Source organism: Acidaminobacter hydrogenoformans DSM 2784 (assembly GCF_900103005.1).
Classification (GTDB): Bacteria; Bacillota; Clostridia; order Peptostreptococcales; family Acidaminobacteraceae; genus Acidaminobacter; species Acidaminobacter hydrogenoformans.
Window position 1 is genome coordinate 73,956 of record NZ_FMWL01000015.1, and the last position, 18,507, is coordinate 92,462.

At 48.7% G+C, this 18,507-nt stretch carries 16 protein-coding genes; all 16 read right to left on the bottom strand.

The window, feature by feature from the left end; translation table 11 throughout:
* Positions 1-126: 126 nt before the first annotated feature.
* Positions 127-2,100, bottom strand: a complete 1,974-nt coding sequence (locus tag BLP63_RS12470) for a sodium-translocating pyrophosphatase (RefSeq protein ID WP_092592116.1) — start codon at positions 2,098-2,100, stop codon at positions 127-129.
* Between the two features lie 48 nt (positions 2,101-2,148).
* Complete coding sequence (gene secG, locus BLP63_RS12475) at positions 2,149-2,385, bottom strand: preprotein translocase subunit SecG (RefSeq protein WP_092592070.1); 237 nt, start codon at positions 2,383-2,385, stop codon at positions 2,149-2,151.
* Between the two features lie 282 nt (positions 2,386-2,667).
* Positions 2,668-3,960, bottom strand: coding sequence for a phosphopyruvate hydratase (gene eno, locus BLP63_RS12480; protein ID WP_092592072.1), 1,293 nt, complete (start codon positions 3,958-3,960; stop codon positions 2,668-2,670).
* A 65-nt stretch (positions 3,961-4,025) separates the two neighbouring features.
* Positions 4,026-5,576, bottom strand: a complete 1,551-nt coding sequence (gene gpmI, locus BLP63_RS12485) for a 2,3-bisphosphoglycerate-independent phosphoglycerate mutase (RefSeq protein ID WP_092592074.1) — start codon at positions 5,574-5,576, stop codon at positions 4,026-4,028.
* Positions 5,577-5,587: 11 nt separating this feature from the next.
* Positions 5,588-6,334: a triose-phosphate isomerase gene (gene tpiA / locus BLP63_RS12490; RefSeq protein WP_092592076.1), complete on the bottom strand. Its 747-nt coding sequence runs from the start codon at positions 6,332-6,334 to the stop codon at positions 5,588-5,590.
* Positions 6,335-6,500: 166 nt separating this feature from the next.
* Positions 6,501-7,697 (bottom strand): phosphoglycerate kinase, encoded by a 1,197-nt coding sequence (locus BLP63_RS12495; RefSeq protein ID WP_092592078.1) that lies wholly within the window; start codon positions 7,695-7,697, stop codon positions 6,501-6,503.
* A 130-nt stretch (positions 7,698-7,827) separates the two neighbouring features.
* Positions 7,828-8,844 (bottom strand): type I glyceraldehyde-3-phosphate dehydrogenase, encoded by a 1,017-nt coding sequence (gene gap / locus BLP63_RS12500; RefSeq protein WP_092592080.1) that lies wholly within the window; start codon positions 8,842-8,844, stop codon positions 7,828-7,830.
* A 23-nt stretch (positions 8,845-8,867) separates the two neighbouring features.
* Positions 8,868-9,935, bottom strand: a complete 1,068-nt coding sequence (locus BLP63_RS12505) for a sugar-binding transcriptional regulator (protein ID WP_170829443.1) — start codon at positions 9,933-9,935, stop codon at positions 8,868-8,870.
* 177 nt (positions 9,936-10,112) lie between these two features.
* On the bottom strand, positions 10,113-11,546 hold the full coding sequence (gene rpoN, locus BLP63_RS12510) for an RNA polymerase factor sigma-54 (RefSeq protein ID WP_092592084.1): 1,434 nt from the start codon (positions 11,544-11,546) through the stop codon (positions 10,113-10,115).
* 23 nt (positions 11,547-11,569) lie between these two features.
* A complete protein-coding gene (yqeB, locus tag BLP63_RS12515) occupies positions 11,570-12,376 on the bottom strand; it encodes a selenium-dependent molybdenum cofactor biosynthesis protein YqeB (protein WP_242870905.1) in 807 nt (268 codons plus the stop codon).
* Positions 12,373-13,173 (bottom strand): XdhC family protein, encoded by an 801-nt coding sequence (locus BLP63_RS12520; protein ID WP_092592086.1) that lies wholly within the window; start codon positions 13,171-13,173, stop codon positions 12,373-12,375. The genes yqeB and BLP63_RS12520 overlap by 4 nt, the downstream gene beginning before the upstream one ends.
* A gap of 189 nt (positions 13,174-13,362) precedes the next feature.
* A complete protein-coding gene (locus tag BLP63_RS12525) occupies positions 13,363-14,301 on the bottom strand; it encodes an ABC transporter permease (protein ID WP_092592088.1) in 939 nt (312 codons plus the stop codon).
* A complete protein-coding gene (locus BLP63_RS12530) occupies positions 14,298-15,419 on the bottom strand; it encodes an ABC transporter permease (RefSeq protein WP_092592090.1) in 1,122 nt (373 codons plus the stop codon). Before BLP63_RS12530 ends, BLP63_RS12525 begins: the two co-directional genes overlap by 4 nt.
* A complete protein-coding gene (locus BLP63_RS12535; protein WP_092592092.1) occupies positions 15,403-16,956 on the bottom strand; it encodes an ABC transporter ATP-binding protein in 1,554 nt (517 codons plus the stop codon). Before BLP63_RS12535 ends, BLP63_RS12530 begins: the two co-directional genes overlap by 17 nt.
* 76 nt (positions 16,957-17,032) lie before the next feature.
* On the bottom strand, positions 17,033-18,034 hold the full coding sequence (locus tag BLP63_RS12540) for a BMP family lipoprotein (protein ID WP_092592094.1): 1,002 nt from the start codon (positions 18,032-18,034) through the stop codon (positions 17,033-17,035).
* A 199-nt stretch (positions 18,035-18,233) separates the two neighbouring features.
* Entirely contained in the window at positions 18,234-18,413 is a 180-nt protein-coding gene (locus BLP63_RS12545) for a hypothetical protein (RefSeq protein ID WP_092592096.1), read from the bottom strand.
* Positions 18,414-18,507 lie beyond the last annotated feature (94 nt).

An 18,507-nucleotide genomic window follows, 5' to 3' on the forward strand; every position in this document is an offset into this window, starting at 1 on the left:
CTGCTTTAGTCAACACAAATCATAAATTATATACCCACTCAGAATGCCAAATACCAAAGTATTGCCACGCGTTCCATTAAAGAAACCCCTCCAGTCTGGCCGGAGGGGCCTCAAATCAAATTTTAATTAAAGCAGGGATCCCATCTGAATGAAGAGCGGCGCGAATACGAGCGCAACAATGGTCATCAGCTTGATGAGGATGTTGATGGACGGACCGGAAGTATCCTTGAACGGGTCGCCTACTGTGTCGCCAACGACCGCTGCCTTGTGAGGCTCGCTGCCCTTGCCGCCGTGGTGACCTTCTTCAATGTATTTCTTCGCGTTGTCCCAAGCGCCGCCCGCGTTAGCCATAAAGATCGCGAGGAGAACACCAGTAACGAGCGCGCCGGCAAGCATGCCACCGAGCGCTTCAACGCCAAGAATCAGACCCATTGCAATTGGAGAAATAACTGCCATCAGGCCAGGAACCATCATTTCTTTCAGCGCTGCAGCCGTTGAAATGTCAACGCACTTCGCATACTCAGGCACTGCTTTACCTTCCATGATGCCCGGAATTTCGCGGAACTGGCGGCGAACTTCTTCAATCATTTCAAAAGCAGCCTTACCAACAGATTCCATAGTCATAGCGGAGAACAGGAACGGCAGCATACCGCCAATAAAGAGACCTACGACAACGTTTGGATTGAGGATGTCAATCTTTTCGATCTTAGCCGCAGTCGCAAAGGACGCAAAGAGCGCGAGTGCCGTCAAAGCCGCAGAGCCAATGGCAAAGCCTTTGCCGATGGCTGCAGTCGTGTTGCCAACTGCATCAAGCTTATCTGTGATCTTACGGACTTCTTTAGGAAGCTCGCACATTTCCGCAATGCCGCCAGCATTGTCCGCAATAGGACCGTATGCGTCAACCGCAACCGTGATGCCCGTTGTGGAAAGCATACCAACCGCCGCGAGGGCAATGCCGTAAAGGCCCATAAACTTGTAGGATACCAGAGTCGCAAGCGCAATCAGGATGATTGGAATCGCTGTAGAATACATGCCGACCGCAAGGCCGCTGATGATTGTTGTTGCTGGACCCGTCATGGATTGAGCCGCGATTTTCTTAACAGACTTGTAGTCGCCAGACGTATAGATTTCTGTGACTTGTCCAATCAATGTACCCGCGATCAAACCCGCAACGATGGCAAATGCTGCGTTCATGTTGCCAAATGCCATGTTGGAGAGGATAAACGAAGCGACCACCACAATGCCGGAGCTGACATAAGTGCTCATTTTGAGTGCCTTATGCGGGTCAGACTTTTCATCACCTTTAACAAAGAAGGTTGCTACTATAGATGCTAAGATGCCCACTGTCGCGAGCGCGATAGGGAACAAAATACCCGCTTCGTTGTAAAGGACAAAGCCGAGTGTTACAGATGCTATTATGGAACCGACATAAGATTCAAACAGGTCCGCGCCCATACCCGCGACGTCACCCACGTTGTCGCCCACGTTGTCCGCGATGACAGCAGGGTTTCTTGGATCGTCTTCCGGAATACCGGCTTCAACTTTACCGACCAGGTCAGCGCCGACGTCAGCCGCTTTTGTATAGATGCCGCCGCCGACACGGCCAAAGAGCGCGATGGAGGAAGCGCCAAGGCCAAAGCCGGTGATGATTGTACCATCTCTGAAAATCAAATAGAGGACTGTGACACCAATAATCCCCAGACCAACAACGGACATTCCCATGACCGCGCCGCCTGAAAACGCGACGGAAAGCGCACGGTTCATACCGCTTTCTTTAGCGGCGTTCGCTGTACGTACGTTGGCTTTCGTAGCGACTTGCATGCCAATAAAACCAGCCAAAGCAGAAAAAAGCGCACCAACAAGAAACGAGACCCCTGTCTGCCAGTTGATGCCAATAGAAATGATAACGAATAAGACCAGCGCAAAGATGACGAGCGTCTTATATTCTCTTCTCAAGAACGCCATGGCACCTTCGTGAATGTATGAGGAAATCTCCTTCATACGCTCTGTTCCTACATTGACCGTGTTGATCTTTGCAGTAACGAGGTAGTAAGCAAACGCCAGCGCAAGAAGGCCTGCAACCGGGGCCGCGTAAATCATGCTGAAACTCAAATCTGTCTCCTCCTTAATAGTGTGATGTATTTTGTTTTATCTGCCCTGAAGATAGACCAGCAGAAGGGTACAAAGAATAAAAGCAACAGCGGCAATTTTAGTGATTCTGTCAAGCAAATCGTCATAGGCTCTGCCCTTTTGTTTTCCGAAAAGCTGCTCAGCGCCGCCAGCGATCGAGCCGGAAAGCCCCGCGCTTTTCCCTGAATGAAGCAGAACGCTTGCGATCAGTACCAATGAAGCAATTACGACAACGATCATCACAAATGTATCCATTAATCATTTCCTCCTCATGAGTTGTTTACCATGGATTATTCTAACATAGTGATTTTGTTAAATCAACCAGATTTGTATATTGTATAATTTAAAACTTTAGGTAAAAATTAAACATTTTGTTGAAATTGCAATGTATTTTCTTCTTTCTTTCATTTTATAAAATCATGCCGTCTTCAACGGTCCAGCAGCAAGGCCAATAACAAAGAAAAGAAAGGAAATTGGTACCTTAGGCAAAAATCCTGTCGGTACCAACTTCCCTCCTGCATTATAATGGTTCCAAACTTATTTTTTCAAGTTGTAGAACGCGCTGAGACCTGCATATTTTGCGGAATCTCCCAGCATCTCCTCAATACGGATCAGCTGGTTGTATTTTTCAACCCGGTCAATTCTGGCTGGGGCACCGGTTTTAATTTGGCCGGCGTTCAAGGCAACGGCGACATCTGCAATAGTAGAGTCTGAAGTTTCGCCAGAGCGGTGGGAAATAACCGCCGTGTAGCCTGCGCGCTTAGCCATCTCAACTGTATCCAGCGTTTCCGTAATGGAGCCAATCTGGTTGAGCTTGACCAGGATGCTGTTGGCCGTCTTGCTTTCAATACCGCGGGAAAGGCGCTCAACGTTTGTGACGAACAGATCGTCACCTACGATCTGAATCTTGCTGCCAAGGGTGTCTGTCATGAGTTTCCAGCCTGACCAGTCTTCTTCGTCAAAGCCATCCTCAATCGAGATGATTGGATATTTCTCAACCAGCCCTGCATAGTAGTTCACCAGTTCTTCAGAGGTCATTTCGACGCCCTCACCGGAAAGCTCATACTTGCCCTTTTCTTTGTTGTAGAATTCTGAAGCCGCCGCGTCAATGGCAAGGCGAATATCTTCACCAGGCTTGTAGCCTGCCTTTTCTACTGCCTCGAGGATGACTTTGATCGCTTCTTCATTGGAAGCCAGGTTTGGCGCGAAGCCACCCTCGTCGCCAACACCTGTTGCGAGACCTTTGGATTTAAGCACAGTCTTCAGGGCATGATAGATTTCAGCACCCATACGGACCGCCTCGACAAAGCTTTTCGCGCTGACCGGCATGACCATGAACTCCTGGATATCCACGTTGTTGTCAGCGTGGGAACCGCCGTTAAGAATATTCATCATTGGTACAGGAAGCGTCTTTCCATTCACGCCGCCCAAGTACTGGTAAAGCGGAAGGCCAAGGGATTTCGCAGCGGCTCGCGCAACTGCCATGGAAACGCCAAGGATGGCGTTTGCGCCAAGCTTAGCCTTATTTGGCGTCCCGTCAAGCTCCAGAAGGAGACGGTCAATGTCTACTTGATCAAAGGCGCTCATGCCAATCAGTTCAGGTGCTATAATCTCATTTACGTTGTTGACAGCTGTAAGGACACCTTTTCCAAGGTAACGGGATTTGTCCCCGTCACGAAGCTCAACGGCTTCAAAAGCGCCTGTTGAAGCACCTGATGGTATACCCGCGCGCTCCATAGTGCCGTCTTCAAGATAAACTTCAACTTCAATGGTTGGGTTGCCTCGTGAATCGAGAATTTCTCTGGCGTAAACGCCCATAATAGCTGACATAATAAAAATCCCTCCAGTTAATTTTCTTTGTGTTCGATGGACTGAGTTATGGACTGAGTGATGGACTAATTTTCTATCAGGCTCACGCCTGTCATTTCTGCTGGCTTTTCAAGTCCCATGAGCTCCAGGAGCGTGGGCGCCAAATCGCAGAGTCTGCCGCCGCTTTTGAGCTTGACGCCCTCCTTCTGGCAAAGCAGAAGGCACGGTACCGGATTTGTCGTGTGGGCCGTAAAGCTTTCGTGGGTTTCATAGTCAACCATCATTTCGGCATTCCCATGGTCAGCCGTTATAATAGCACTCCCCTTCAGCGCTTCAAGCTTTTCAACAATCCTGCCAAGACATTGATCTACGGTTTCCACCGCCTTCACTGCAGCGTCAAAGACCCCAGTGTGGCCGACCATATCCGGGTTGGCGAAGTTCAGGACAATCAGGTCATACTGATGGCTGTCGAGGGCTTCGAGAACGCCTTCCGTGACTTCAAGAGCGCTCATTTCCGGTTTGAGGTCATATGTCGCTACTTTTGGAGACGGGATCAGCTTTCGGTCCTCACCAGGATTTGGGGCTTCAACCCCGCCGTTGAAGAAAAAGGTTACATGGGCATATTTTTCGGTCTCAGCAATTCGAAGCTGACGCTTCCCAAGAGCCCCAAGGTATTCGCCAAGGGTATTGCTGATCACCTGTGGCGCATAGGCCACCGCGACATTTGGCATAGTAATGTCATATTGCGTCATACAGACATAATGCAGCGGGAAATACTGATGGTTAAACCCGTCAAAAGCCGGGTCTGTTAAAGCCCGCGTCATTTCCCTTGCTCGGTCCGGCCTGAAGTTGAAGAAGATTACAGAATCGCCTTCCTGAATTTTTGCCACCGGCGCCCCGGCTTCCTGAATCACGACAGGCTCCACAAACTCATCCAGCACTTCTTTGGCATAAGAATCCCGGATCGCTTGAACCGCGCCATCCGCCTTGTGCCCTTCTCCGTGGACCAAAGCATTGTAGGCGCGTTCTACTCGCTCCCACCGCTTATCCCGGTCCATGGCATAGTAGCGTCCGCTGACAGTGGCAATTTTCCCTTTAACCGCTGCCCCCGCCGGTGCAAGATGCCCTTCGAGCTCTTCGACAAAACGAAGTCCGCTGGTCGGTGATGTATCTCTGCCATCCAGAAATGCATGGATGAAGACGTTTTCCAGTCCCCTGCCCGCCGCCAGGTCCACAAGCGCTTTGAGGTGCTCCATATGGCTGTGGACGCCGCCATCAGATACAAGACCCAGTAAGTGCAGGTTTTTTCCGTTTTTTATGGCAGTGTCCACCGCAGTGGTCAACGCCGGGTTTTCATAGAAATCCCCATCTAAAATGGATTTGGTGATCCGCGTCAGCTCTTGATAGACAACTCTTCCAGCGCCAATATTGAGATGCCCCACCTCAGAGTTGCCCATCTGCCCCTCCGGAAGGCCCACATCCATGCCGCTGGCGCCTACGAGAACGTGGGGTCTGGTCTTCATGAGCCTGTTGAACACAGGCGTTTTGGCTGCCTCAATAGCGTTGCCTTCGAGGTTCTGATTGTAGCCCCATCCATCCAGGACAATCAGCATAACGGGTGCTTTATTTGTTTCCATGGCTCATCTCCTTAAAAATTGACTAGGGAAAGGAAGCTGTCCGGTTTTAAACTTGCGCCGCCCACAAGAGCGCCGTCAATGTCAACTTCATTCATAATCTCTTCGACGTTATCCGGTTTAACGCTTCCGCCGTACTGGATCCGCATTTCTTCGGAAACTTCATCCCCATATTTCGCCTCCACCAGACTGCGAATATAGGCAATGACCTCCTGAGCCTGAGCCGCCGTTGCCGTTCTGCCTGTTCCGATAGCCCAAACCGGCTCGTAGGCCACTACAGTTTCAGCGGCCAGCTCTGGCGAAATGCCTTCAAATGCGGCTTCAACCTGACGTTTGACCACACTTTCCGTGGTGCCGGCTTCTCGTTCCTCGAGGGTTTCGCCACAGCAGACTATGGGTTTAAGCCCTGAGGCATGGGCTTTTTTAAGCTTCAGATTGACGGTTTCGTCCGTCTCGTTGAAATACTGCCTGCGCTCAGAGTGGCCAATAACCACATAAGTCGCGCCAACTTCTTTAAGCATATCCGCGGACACTTCCCCGGTAAACGCGCCAAAGTCCTCATAGTGCATGTTTTGGGCCGCTATTTTAACTGGCGTGCCTTCAGCGGCTGTGCTGAGCGGTTGAATAAGGGTAAAGGGAACGCAAAGTACCACTTCGACCTCAGTGTCGCCAAGACTTGCGGCGACTTCTTTGACAAATGCCTTGCCGCTCTCTATGGTCATATGCATTTTCCAGTTCCCTGCGATTATGGGTTTTCGCATGAATGTCCTCCTCAGTAATGCTTCTGCGGTATTTTAACCGTTTTTAGCAATCGGCTAAAAAAATGCGGTTCAGACCGAACCGCATTTTCTTCACGATGGCTGTGCATTATCTTATCATTATATCACTTTTCGGTTATGGGTTAAATTCATTTTGAAATATATTGGCTTAGCGGTCTTTGAGCGCCGCGATCCCTGGAAGTTCTTTGCCTTCGAGGAATTCAAGGGAAGCGCCGCCGCCTGTGGAAATATGGGTCATCTTATCCCCAAAGCCAAGCTGATTGACCGCTGCTGCGCTGTCTCCGCCGCCTATGACAGTGATTGCTTCAGATTCAGCCATTGCGCTGGCGACTTCAAACGTTCCCGTCGCAAAAGACTTGAATTCGAAAACACCCATAGGACCATTCCAGACGACCGTCTTTGCACTGGAAATAACGCGCTTGAAGTTCTCGACAGTTTTAGGGCCTATATCGAGCCCCATGAAGCCCTCTGGAATCTCAGCGTCGCTGGAGACCTTAGGGACAGCATCCGCAGAAAATGCATCCGCGTAAACGTGGTCGACCGGCAAAAGAAGCTCTATGCCTTTTGCCTTAGCCTTTTCAACCATTTCGAGCGCATAATCCATTTTGTCCGCTTCCAGCAGCGAAGAGCCAATATTGTGGCCCTGGGCTTTGAGGAACGTATAGGCCATGCCGCCGCCAATAATGAGAGCATCCACTTTCTCAAGCAGATTACGGATGACTTCAATTTTGTCGGAAACTTTAGCGCCGCCAAGAATAGCGACAAGTGGCCTCTCCGGCTGGGTCACCGCAGCGCCCAGATACTTGAGCTCCTTCTCGATCAAATAGCCGCAGGCTGCTTCCTCCACGAATTGAGTCACACCTACGGTTGAGGAATGGGCCCTGTGGGCGGACCCAAAAGCGTCGTTCACATAAAGGTCAGCCAGGGATGCCAAATCCTTTGAAAATGCTTCACCGTTCTTGGTCTCTTCACTTCTGAATCGCGTATTTTCAAGCAAGACAACCTCTCCTGCCTTCATGGCTTCGACCGCGGCGCGGGCTTTTGGTCCCACGACCTCCATTTCCTCCGGGAACCCAACCGGAACCCCGAGAATCTCTGAGAGACGTTTCGCCACAGGCGCCAAAGAAAACGCGGATAGATTGTCTCCTTTAGGCTTTCCAAGGTGTGAACACAGAATCACTTTCGCCCCGTTTTCCATCAGATATCTTATAGTTGGAAGCGCGCCGGTGATTCTGCTTTCATCCGTAATGACCCCGTCTTTAAGAGGAACGTTGAAATCCACACGTACCAAGACGCGTTTGTCCTTAACCGCGAGATCCTCAACGCTTTTCTTATTGTAAACCATTTGATTTTCCTCCCTAAAAAATGTCATTTTAAATCCGCCTTAATGATTATGAAAACCCGGACCAACTTCAGGGTTTCCAGCGAAAGCCGCAAACCCTGAATCCAGCCCGGATCTCATTTCATAAATCAGATTAAATCCCTTTCTCGACCATGTAAGCGACAAGGTCTACGACGCGGGCAGAATAGCCCCACTCATTGTCATACCAGGAGACGACCTTAAGCATGTTGTCCCCAATGACCATGGTAGACAAACCGTCGATAATGGAAGACCTTTCGTCCATCTTGTAATCCATGGACACCAAAGGCTCATCAGAAAAGCCCAGGATCCCTTTAAGCGCGCCTTCAGAAGCCGCTTTAAGCACCGCGTTGACTTCTTCAGCTGTAACTTTCTTTTCTGTTTCAACAACCATATCAACAATGGATACCGTAGGGGTAGGCACGCGAAGTGAAAAGCCGTTGAACTTCCCTTTCAGCTCTGGAATAACGAGGGCAACAGCCTGGGCAGCACCTGTGGACGTTGGGATAATGTTCTCTGCCGCAGCCCTGGCACGTCTCAGGTCTTTGTGGGAGCCGTCCAAAATGCGCTGGTCGTTTGTATAGGAGTGAATGGTCGTCATGAGACCTTTGACGATGCCAAAGTTCTCAACGAGTACCTTCGCGAAAGGCGCGAGGCAGTTGGTCGTGCAGGAAGCATTGGAGACAATGTTGTGCTTCGCCGGATCATAGAGCCCTTCATTGACGCCCATGACTATTGTAACATCCTCATCCTTGCCAGGCGCGGTGAGCAGCACCTTTTTAGCGCCGCGCTCAATGTGCATGGCGAGCTCTTTGCCTGTCCTGAAAGCACCGGAAGCCTCAATGACGACATCAATGTCATGCTCTGCCCAAGGCATGTTTTCCAGTTTTCTTTCCGAAGTGATTTTGACTTCTTTTCCATTGACAAACAGACTGCTGCCTTCTGCGTATACCTCACCGTCAAATTTTCCAAACAATGTGTCATACTTGAGGAGATGGGCTTGAGAAGCCGCGTCTCTTGGTCCATTGATCAAAACGATCTCAAAATTTGGATCTTTCATGCCTGCATAAATTCTAAAAGTATTTCTACCAATTCTGCCAAACCCGTTGATTGCTACTCTTGTTTTTCTCATGAGTCATCCTCCTTGAATGTAGTTTATTTTGTGTCATTCAATATAGCTTTTGCGACCACTTCATCCGTCACCAGGATCAGCCCCGGATGCAGCTTGCAAATTGATACAATGGCGTCTTTCTTCCCCAGTCCCCCTGCCACGGCGACCGGATTCTCTATGGTCTTGAACTGCTCAAGACTGATGCCGATGGTGCTGATTTCATACACTATCTCACCTTCGCGGTTAAAGTAATGCCCAAAAGCTTCCGCGACAGCATCTCTACTGTTAATGATACCAATTTCTTCTTGATTTAAACCACGACGTGTTGCCATTGTCATAGCATCACCAATTCCAAAGAGCAACACCGTGATATTTTTTATGAGTGCCATCAGTGCTTTAATTTCCGGTTCATTTTTGAGGCTGCTGATGGCGTCCTTGGAAAGTATATCCGGTGAAAAAAGCAGCTTATACTGGCATCCCAGCATATTGGCAAAGCGCTCCACCAAGGTATTGGCCTGGAGCTCCGCACGATTGCCCACTCCACCCCTTGCCGGAAGAATCATTGCGCCAGGCAGATGATCCTTTTCATGGCGAAAACTGTCAATCACGCTCTGAACCGTGGTTCCACCAGTGATTCCAATAATACTGTCATTATGAATAAGCTTTTTCAAGTAATGGGCTGCTGCTTTGCCAAGCTCTTTCTGAGCAGCGGTCTGATCTTCGGGATTCACAACAGGAGAAAGAATGACCTTTCGTATTCCCAGGGCCTTCTCCAGGCGCTGGGACATTTCCTTGAGCCCTGTACGATTCTGAAAATATTTCTTCAGCAATTCGTAGATTTCATACCCTTTTTTCGTCAAATACATCCCTTCAAGAGAAAAATCTACCAATCCCTGCTCTTTAAGGATCAGGGCTTCCTTACGGGCGACGCGTTCCGTCAGCCCAAGCTGCGTGGAAAGATTCCTTCTCCCAATGGGCTGATCATCATGCAGCAATGTCAGGATTCTATAGCGGGAAGCAAGTGCTTCAACCATTTCCGGTGCCGTATTTCTCAACATGTCAGCGACGTCTGACAAAAGCATTACATCTTCAGGAGCGTGGTCTGAATACATAGATACCTCCAGTTTCATTTGCTGGGACAAAATTAGTCCTTGTGTTCATTATTAGTCCCAGCAGACTTAAAAAAATATCCACTCACCTGATTTTATCACAGTTGAGCGGATATTGTAACCATATTCTGGTGACTGATTTTACTTTCGTAGATTTCTCACAAGCTTAAGTCTGACACCTTAGAAGCGCTTACGTTTGGAGGATGAAGGGATAAATAGCTCATCCCTGTACTTTGCTACAGTTCGTCTGGAAATCATGATGCCTATCTGATTCAATTCTTCCATCAAATGCTGGTCACTGAAAGGCTTTTTGGGATCCTCACGGTCTACCAGCTCCTTGATGATCTTCTTGATGGATTCAGATGAGACGCTCTCGCCCATTTCACTCGAAACACCACTTTGGAAAAAGAATTTAATTTCGTAAATACCATGAGGGCACTGAAGGTACTTTCCACTCACAGCCCTGCTGACTGTAGATTCATGAACGCCCACGCGTTCTGCAATATCCTTAAGTGTCAAGGTCTTCAGATACATTGGTCCTCTTTCAAAAAATTCCAGCTGAACTTCCACAATGGCCTCTACAACTTTATAAATCGTGTTGCGCCGCTGCTCTATACTCTTGATCAGCTTCATGGCAGAGCTCAGTTTTTTGCTGATATACTCCGAAGCGGCACTCTGTTGTTCGCTTTCCAAAATTCGCCTGTAAAAATCGTTGATGTAAAGCTTTGGCGCTGTTGAATCGCTGACCAATATGACATATTCCCCTTCGTTTTTCGTAATAACGACGTCCGGCACAACATACCGTGTTTCATCATCCACTGAAAAAGCGCGTCCGGGCTTTGGTTCAAGCGTCTTTACCAGATCACAGGCATCCTGAATTTGTTCAAGCGGCGCCCCAAGCGCTTTAGCTATATTTTGAATCCTGTTGTTTGCCAGGTCTTGAAGATGATGTTCTATGATCCCCGCTGCGAGCTTACTCAGCGCGTCATCACCTGCCATCAGCTGGATTTTGAGACATTCAGCCAAATTCCTCGCGCCAACCCCAAGGGGATCAAAGGTTTGAATAACAGAGAGAATGCGTTCGTAGTTATCTTCGGTAATTTGAAACTTCGATAAGACTTCCTCTGTCCGTAGATCCAAATAGCCATTCTTATCGATATTTTCTATCAAAAATTGCGCCACTTGATAATCCAGCCCTTTAAGATCGCTCATACACAGCTGGAAGGCAAGGTGGTCGTACAAACTCTCTTTGGTCGGTAAAAAACTCTCGTAGGAAAACTCATCATCCCGGGATTCTACCGCAACCGCGGATCCCCGTTCTCTGCTCATGCCCTGAGAAACTTCTTTCCAATTGATATTGTCAAGATCATTTGTTGAACTCTCAGACTGTGGCTTAATTGGCTCTTCAGGAACCTCTGGTGCACTGACAGCCGCGGCTTGTGAACCCTCGTCCTGAGATTGAAGCTGGAGAACGGGATTTGTCATCAGTTCTTCCTGAATGAACTCTTTCAGCTCAACAGAATTATACTGAAGAATTTCAATAGCTTGCTTCAGCTCCGCTGTCATGACCAGTTTTTGAGTCTGAACCATATTGAGGTTCATATTCATCTTCATTATACAGCAACTCCAGTCCGCTTTCAGATAGCACGCGCAAGGTGCAAAACAGCTTCAAGCACACCTCCGCCAATGCTTCTGGCCTTATCTGAGATCGTCAGGCAATGATCCTCCTCAGCCCTTGGGTCAACGTCTGCCACCTTGAAGCCTTTAGTGACATGAAGCCCTTCGCTGAGCTGCCCTCTTAAAACACCGCTTATGGTAGCTATGGCCGGTTCTCCATCCACCTCCGCCACCGCTTGACCTTCCTTAACTCTGGTACCAATTTCAACTAAAGGCTTATATAGGCCTTCTCTTGGCGCACGAATGACGCGTTCTCCAGCAAAACCGCCTATTAGACCCGGTACGGCAGTATCCGGTTCCGGAATACCCTCATAAATGACTCTGCCAAGATAATGGCCCCGCATGGTTTCTATGACGGCATGGACATCCTTGCCCGCTTCAAATCCAGGACCAAGCCCAATGACAATAGGCGCCATAGTCATAGTTGTACCCAGGTTGCGTTTGGCAATGATCGCATCCACGACCACGTCAAATCTCATTCTGCCGAGGCCCTCGAGTCGAGGATCAATAACGACAGGTACTGCACCCTGTGCCCAGACAGACTCGACATCCGGCCATTCAGTCAGAACAGCGCGTATGCCTTCCACCGTGGTTTCTCCATCAAATACGGCTTGGGCAAAAGAAACCGTCCTTCGAATTACAGAGGGTTGAGCGATTTCCACAGCCACAACCTTAAAACCCGTTTCGTGAAGCTTCGCGATCACACCTGTTGCCAGGTCGCCTGCGCCCCTTACCAGTACCCGCATGTCCTCTATACCAAGTCTCATTTGAACCTCAGCTCCTTCATGGATCTTCCGGTGGCCTCTTTCATGACTTTCAGCACCTCCGCCAAGATACTGACAGCAATTTCAGGCGGTGTTTCAGCCCCAATATCAAGACCAATTGGCGCGTGTACACGCTCTAAGACAGAGGCATCCACACCTTCCTCTTTCAAATGTTCAAGGATGATGCCAACCTTTCGCCGGCTGCCAATCAATCCAATATAGGCCGCATCAGAGTTGACAACAGCCCTTAGCGCCTTTTCATCACTGTCTTTGGTCGCTATGACAATGTACATATCAGGGTGGACGTGAACCAACCCCATGGCTTTCTCCATGTCTTCATGAACATGGATCTCCCGGGCTTCCGGAAACCGCACCGGATTTCCAAAGGCTTCTCTGTCCTCAACAATTATAACATCATATCCAAGCGCCAGGGCAAATTTATACAGGCTCATATTCACATGGCCGCCGCCTGCCAGAACGAGGGTCGGCCGTGTAACGTGAACCTCAACGAACACCTTCAGGCCACCGCCGCAATGCATGGGAAGCCCGTCCTCAGCGTCGCTGTTCAAAATCATTTCAACCATTTCAGATTTACCAAGCTTAATAGCTTCCACCGCGCGGTCAATCACCGTCTTCTCCGCCAGACCGCCGCCGATGGTTCCTATAATTTCTCCCTCTTCAAGAACAATCATTTTACCGCTGTGCCTGGGTGTTGAGCCTTTCGACTCTACAATAGTCGCCAAAGCAAAAGGCACATTAGCCTTCACTAACTCAGATGCACGTTCGTAAAGATTAAGCATAGGCCTACCCCTTTCGTCATTACTTCTCGGATATGATCATTCATGCAACACTATTATTATACCCTCAAAGTCACATAAATTGAAGGGAAAAAGAATGCGGTGAGGTTAACGATAAAAAAAGGCAGGCTGCTGATACTGTCGACCTTAAGTCTTTCAGCACGCTTGCCTGCCATAATCTATTCATATTACTTAATGATGTGCTTTATCATACGGCTGTCCGCTTGCCTTTGGCGCAACGGCTTTTCCGACAGCCCCAACAAGTACCAGAATTGTAGCCACGTACGGCAGCATTCTTAAAAATTCTGATGGAATCCAGCCAATTCCAAGGGTCGATGCCTGGATTTCTATAGCTTCTGCAAATCCGAAGAAGAGGCACGCAAGCAAAGCGCCAACGGGATGCCATTTTCCAAAGATCATAGCCGCGAGGGCTATAAAGCCTTTACCCGAAGTCATCCCTTCCCGGAACATGTTGACAGAACCAATCGAAAGCGAAGCGCCTGCGAGCCCCGCCAAGGCCCCCGAAATCATGACGCAGATATAACGGATTTTATAGACATTGATGCCCACGGTATCCGCCGCTTTGGGATGTTCGCCTACAGCACGGATTCTAAGGCCAAAAGGTGTTTTAAACAGTACAAAGTAGGCCACCGCGACGACAATAAACGCCATATAGACAAAAGGATTCAGGCCACTGAAAAAGCTGCCCAGCACAGGGATGTCATTCAGGAACTCCAGCGCTTCTGGACTTCTGGACAGCCCGCCGCGAATAGGATCCGTCTGACCGGAACGGCCATAAATAACCTCGAGGAGATAAGCTGCGAGACTCCCTGCCAGCAAATTGATGGCAACGCCGGCAACGACCTGGTTGGCCCGCAAGTGAATCGCGAGGACACCCAATATCAAGGAAGTCAGGATGCCCATGATCATAGCGAAAAGAATGGCTACCCATGGATTTGGAATATATCTGAAGGTCAGGATCGCGAAGAACGCGCCCATGATCATGATCCCTTCCAGGGCTATGTTGACAACGCCAGAGCGCTCAGTAAAAACGCCGCCCACCGACGCGAATATCAGAGGCGTTGCCAAACGCAGGGTTGAGGCGAGAATGGCCATAACAATGATCATCATTTTTCAGCCACCTCCGTTTTTGAACCTTTACGTTTGAACTTCTTTTTCAAATCCGGGAAGTACTGAAGGATCGCTTCGCCCGCAATAAAGATGATAATGATGCCTTGAATGATCCCAACAACTTCCTTTGGTATGCCGGCAATCTGCATTTTGCGTTCACCATTTGCCAAAATACCGAACAGCAGCGCGCTGGCAAGGACCCCAAGAGGATGGTTCTTTCCGACGAGCGCGACTGCGATCCCCGTAAAGCCATAGCCTGCTGACGCTGGCGCCTGGTCAACCTTGAAAGTTAAGCCTGAAATAAGCGTTGCGCCCGCAAGACCCGAAAGCATCCCTGAAATAAACATGGCTTTGATGATGTTTGCCGAAATTGAAATGCCACCGTATTCCGAAGCGAAAGGATTGCTGCCCACTGAACGGATTTCATAGCCCATGGTTGTTTTGTAAAGCAGATACCACATCACAAAGGCAGCCGCAATGGCTATAAAGATTCCGGTATGCAGACTGGAGTTCCCAAAAATAGGCAGAATATCAGACATGTTCGTTAGCCGGGCATTATCACCCAAAATGACAGAGTGTGCCTTTTGGACATCACCCTGCAGCGTTGAAGGGTTCAGCGAGGTCCGGATAAAAAAGTTGGTTAAAAATAAGGCTGTATAATTCAGCATAATGGTAACGATAACCTCGTGTACGCCAAACTTGGCCTTCAAAACACCTGGAATAGCAGCCCAGAGACCGCCGCCAAGGGCTCCGGAAGTGAGCACTAAAGGGATGAGAACTACCGCAGGCAAATCCCTGAAAATGTAACCTGCCGTCACCGTGAAAAGCGTGCCTATTATAAATTGCCCTTCCGCACCAATATTGAACAAGCCGCAACGAAACGCGAACGCTATTGACAGACCCGTAAAGATCAATGGCGTCGTTTTAAGCAAGGTTTCACCAATCCGGCTCATTCCGAACAAGCTGCCGCTGATCAAGGCGTAGTAGGCGACGAACGGGCTGTTTCCCGTTAAAATGATAAAAATTGACCCTATGAGAAAGGCAAGAAAAATGGATAACAGGGGAAATTTGAAATTATCCCACAGCTGTTCCCAACGCGTCTCAGTTGTTTTTTCCATAATCTCCCTCCTGCTTCGATGCCGCTTTTTCAAGAGAGCCGCCTGCCATCAGAATCCCGAGTTCGCGCTCAGTGGCTTCGCTGCCTTCCATGAGACCGACAATGGCCCCATCATAAATGACGGCAATCCGGTCGGCCAGCGCCATAACTTCATCCAGTTCCAATGACACGAGGAGTACCGCTTTTCCATGATCCCTTTGCTCCACCAGACGCTTATGAATAAATTCAATGGCGCCTACGTCTACACCCCGGGTAGGCTGAGAAGCAATTAAAAGCAATGGATCACGCTTCAGCTCCCTGGCCACTATCAGCTTTTGCTGATTGCCGCCTGACAAAGCACTCGCCGCTACATTCTCACTTGGTGTCCTGACGTCAAACTCTTCAATGAGGCCTAGACTGTAGGCGTGAATCTTTGGATAATCCATGATCCCATTCTTGCTGAATGGTGCCTTTCTGTGGCTGCCCAAAATTGAATTTTCGGCCAAACTATGGGACATGACAAGGCCCCGTTTTTGACGATCCTCTGGAATATGAGATATACCTTCTTCAATGATGTCTTTTGTATGCGCTTTGAAAATATCTTTGCCTGAAAAGATAATTTTCCCGGATTCCGGTTTTCTAAGGCCTGTGAGAACTTCAACAAGCTCTGTCTGACCGTTGCCGTCAACGCCTGCGATTGCCAGAATCTCGCCTGAGCGGACCTCAAAGCTGCAGCCTTTGAGAACCGGAACTTTTCTATTGTTAAGGCACTTCAAGTCTTCAACTTTGAGAAGGACTTCGCCAGGTGCCTGGTCTTCCTTGTCCACCTCGAGCTGTACCTTGCGTCCCACCATAAGCTCTGCCAACTGATCAACAGAAGTATTCTCGTTGACGAGGGTCTCGACATTTTTCCCGCGCCGGATGACTGTGACCCGGTCGCTGAGGGCCATGACCTCTTTGAGCTTATGGGTGATTAAAACGATGGATTTCCCCTGATCTGTAAGCCTATGCATGATGGTTCCCAGCTCTTCAATTTCCTGAGGTGTCAGTACGGCAGTAGGCTCGTCAAGAATGAGGATCTCAGCGCCTCTGTAGAGGGCTTTTAGTATTTCGACACGCTGTTGCATGCCAACCGTTATATCGTGAATAACAGCATCCGGATCGACCTGTAATCCATACAGATCAGATATCTTACGAACATCCTGCCTTGCTTTTTCTATATCGAGGACGATACCTTTTTTGGGTTCAGACCCAAGGATGATATTTTCCGCCACTGTAAAAGGTTCCACAAGCATAAAATGCTGATGCACCATACCTATGCCATAGCTGATCGCAACATTGGGATCCTTGATGTCAACTTTCTTTCCATGAATATAAATTTCGCCGGAAGTCGGCGTATAAAGTCCGTATAACTGATTCATCAGCGTGGATTTCCCCGCGCCATTTTCCCCAAGCAAAACATGGATTTCCCCCTGTTCCAGGGTGAAGTCCACTTCATCATTCGCAATGACATTAGGAAATTTCTTTGTGATTTTTTTCATTTCAACGACATGAGGCACTTTTAATCCCTCCACTCATTTCGATAAAAATTGAGTCGGATGTCGTGACATCCGACTCATAAAAACTAGCCCATTATTAGAGTGACGGTGCGACAAAAGCATTGAATTCAGCTTCTGTCTGTGGCACTGTAAATTCACCGTTCTTGATGGCTTCCATGTACTTATCCGCTTCAGCCTTCAGATCATCCGTCAGGTTGCCGGCGTCATCAGAGTAACCAATACCGTTGTTTGCAATATCGAAGGTGTGGACCGTACCGGTAAAGCTTCCGTCTATAACTTCTTTTGTAACCGCATAGACGCTCTCATCCACACGTTTGATCATGGAGCAGAGGACGTTTGTAGGAGAAAGCGCAGATTGGTCCTGGTCGACGCCAATTGCCCAGAAGCCTTGCTCCTCAGCAGCTTGAATCAGACCGACACCAACGCCGCCTGCAGCGTGGAAAATGACGTCAGCGCCAGCTTGGTGCTGAACAATGGCAATTTCCTTGCCCTTCGCAGAATCATCAAACGAATCCGCGTAGTTGACAAAGACTTCTGCGTCAGGATTGACTGCTTTGACACCGGCGCGGAAGCCATACTCGAATTTCTCGATCAATGGGAACTTCAAACCGCCAATAAAACCGACTTTGTTTGTTTCAGTCTTCATGCCAGCAATAACGCCGACGAGGAATGAACCTTCGTGCTCCGCGAAAGTAATGGAAGCGACGTTAGGCATTTCAACGACTGAGTCGACCAGGGCGAACTTTTGCTCTGGGAATTTCTCAGCAGCTTGCATCATTGCTTCGTTAAAGAGGAAGCCTACGCCAATGATCAGCTCGACATTTTCCTCAGAGAACGAAGTCAGGTTTGGCAGATAGTCATCCGCAGTCGTCGATTCGAGAACTTTGCGCTCGATCCCAAAATCCGTCACAGCGCGCTCAAGGCCATACCATGCGGAGTCGTTGAAAGATTGGTCTCCAAGACCGCCTGTATCTGTAATCATGCCTACGACGACGCTTTCCTTTGTTTCTCCGCATCCTGCAAGCGCTCCGGCTGCAAGGACTACGATGAGCAGTAATGCAAATAACTTCTTCATCATCCCGTTCCTCCTCATTTTTCAGGTTGTGCCATATGTCCTTTTTCTATCGCAAAAAAATTCACCAGAAGACTTACAACACAGATCTACTGCTGCGTCAATTGCCCGCATTCGAACATTTCCGTAGTTGTCTAAAATCTTAACTGGCGCGATCCTTGCACTCTATTAAGGACAGGCTTCCCCTCATGTTGTTGAACACACTTTAATTATATCCAAAAATGGCTGTAAGTATCAAGCTTAAGCTATAATTTTTTAGCAATTTGAAACTTTTGGAATCAATGACCCCTGCTTTTCTAACCTGTTTTGATGTTTGCTCCCCCCCAACCTTCAAAAAAAGCGTTTGGTTGGGGACAGTCCCCAACCAAACGCCTTCTTTAAACATTTTTTCCCTTCAATTAGCAAGGGTCTGCTTCTTTTGAAACATAGCCTGCGTCCGCAAGCACTTTAATGGAAATTTCGAGCTTGTCCTCAGCGAC

Coding starts and splice junctions, on each gene's coding strand:
- BLP63_RS12470 (WP_092592116.1), bottom strand. CDS start 2,100: ATGATTTACGCGGCCCCGGTTGCAGGCCTTCTTGCGCTGGCGTTTGCT.
- secG (WP_092592070.1), bottom strand. CDS start 2,385: ATGGATACATTTGTGATGATCGTTGTCGTAATTGCTTCATTGGTACTG.
- eno (WP_092592072.1), bottom strand. CDS start 3,960: ATGTCAGCTATTATGGGCGTTTACGCCAGAGAAATTCTCGATTCACGA.
- gpmI (WP_092592074.1), bottom strand. CDS start 5,576: ATGGAAACAAATAAAGCACCCGTTATGCTGATTGTCCTGGATGGATGG.
- tpiA (WP_092592076.1), bottom strand. CDS start 6,334: ATGCGAAAACCCATAATCGCAGGGAACTGGAAAATGCATATGACCATA.
- BLP63_RS12495 (WP_092592078.1), bottom strand. CDS start 7,697: ATGGTTTACAATAAGAAAAGCGTTGAGGATCTCGCGGTTAAGGACAAA.
- gap (WP_092592080.1), bottom strand. CDS start 8,844: ATGAGAAAAACAAGAGTAGCAATCAACGGGTTTGGCAGAATTGGTAGA.
- BLP63_RS12505 (WP_170829443.1), bottom strand. CDS start 9,935: ATGTATTCAGACCACGCTCCTGAAGATGTAATGCTTTTGTCAGACGTC.
- rpoN (WP_092592084.1), bottom strand. CDS start 11,546: ATGAAGATGAATATGAACCTCAATATGGTTCAGACTCAAAAACTGGTC.
- yqeB (WP_242870905.1), bottom strand. CDS start 12,376: ATGAGACTTGGTATAGAGGACATGCGGGTACTGGTAAGGGGCGCAGGC.
- BLP63_RS12520 (WP_092592086.1), bottom strand. CDS start 13,173: ATGCTTAATCTTTACGAACGTGCATCTGAGTTAGTGAAGGCTAATGTG.
- BLP63_RS12525 (WP_092592088.1), bottom strand. CDS start 14,301: ATGATGATCATTGTTATGGCCATTCTCGCCTCAACCCTGCGTTTGGCA.
- BLP63_RS12530 (WP_092592090.1), bottom strand. CDS start 15,419: ATGGAAAAAACAACTGAGACGCGTTGGGAACAGCTGTGGGATAATTTC.
- BLP63_RS12540 (WP_092592094.1), bottom strand. CDS start 18,034: ATGATGAAGAAGTTATTTGCATTACTGCTCATCGTAGTCCTTGCAGCC.
- BLP63_RS12545 (WP_092592096.1), bottom strand. CDS start 18,413: ATGTTTAAAGAAGGCGTTTGGTTGGGGACTGTCCCCAACCAAACGCTT.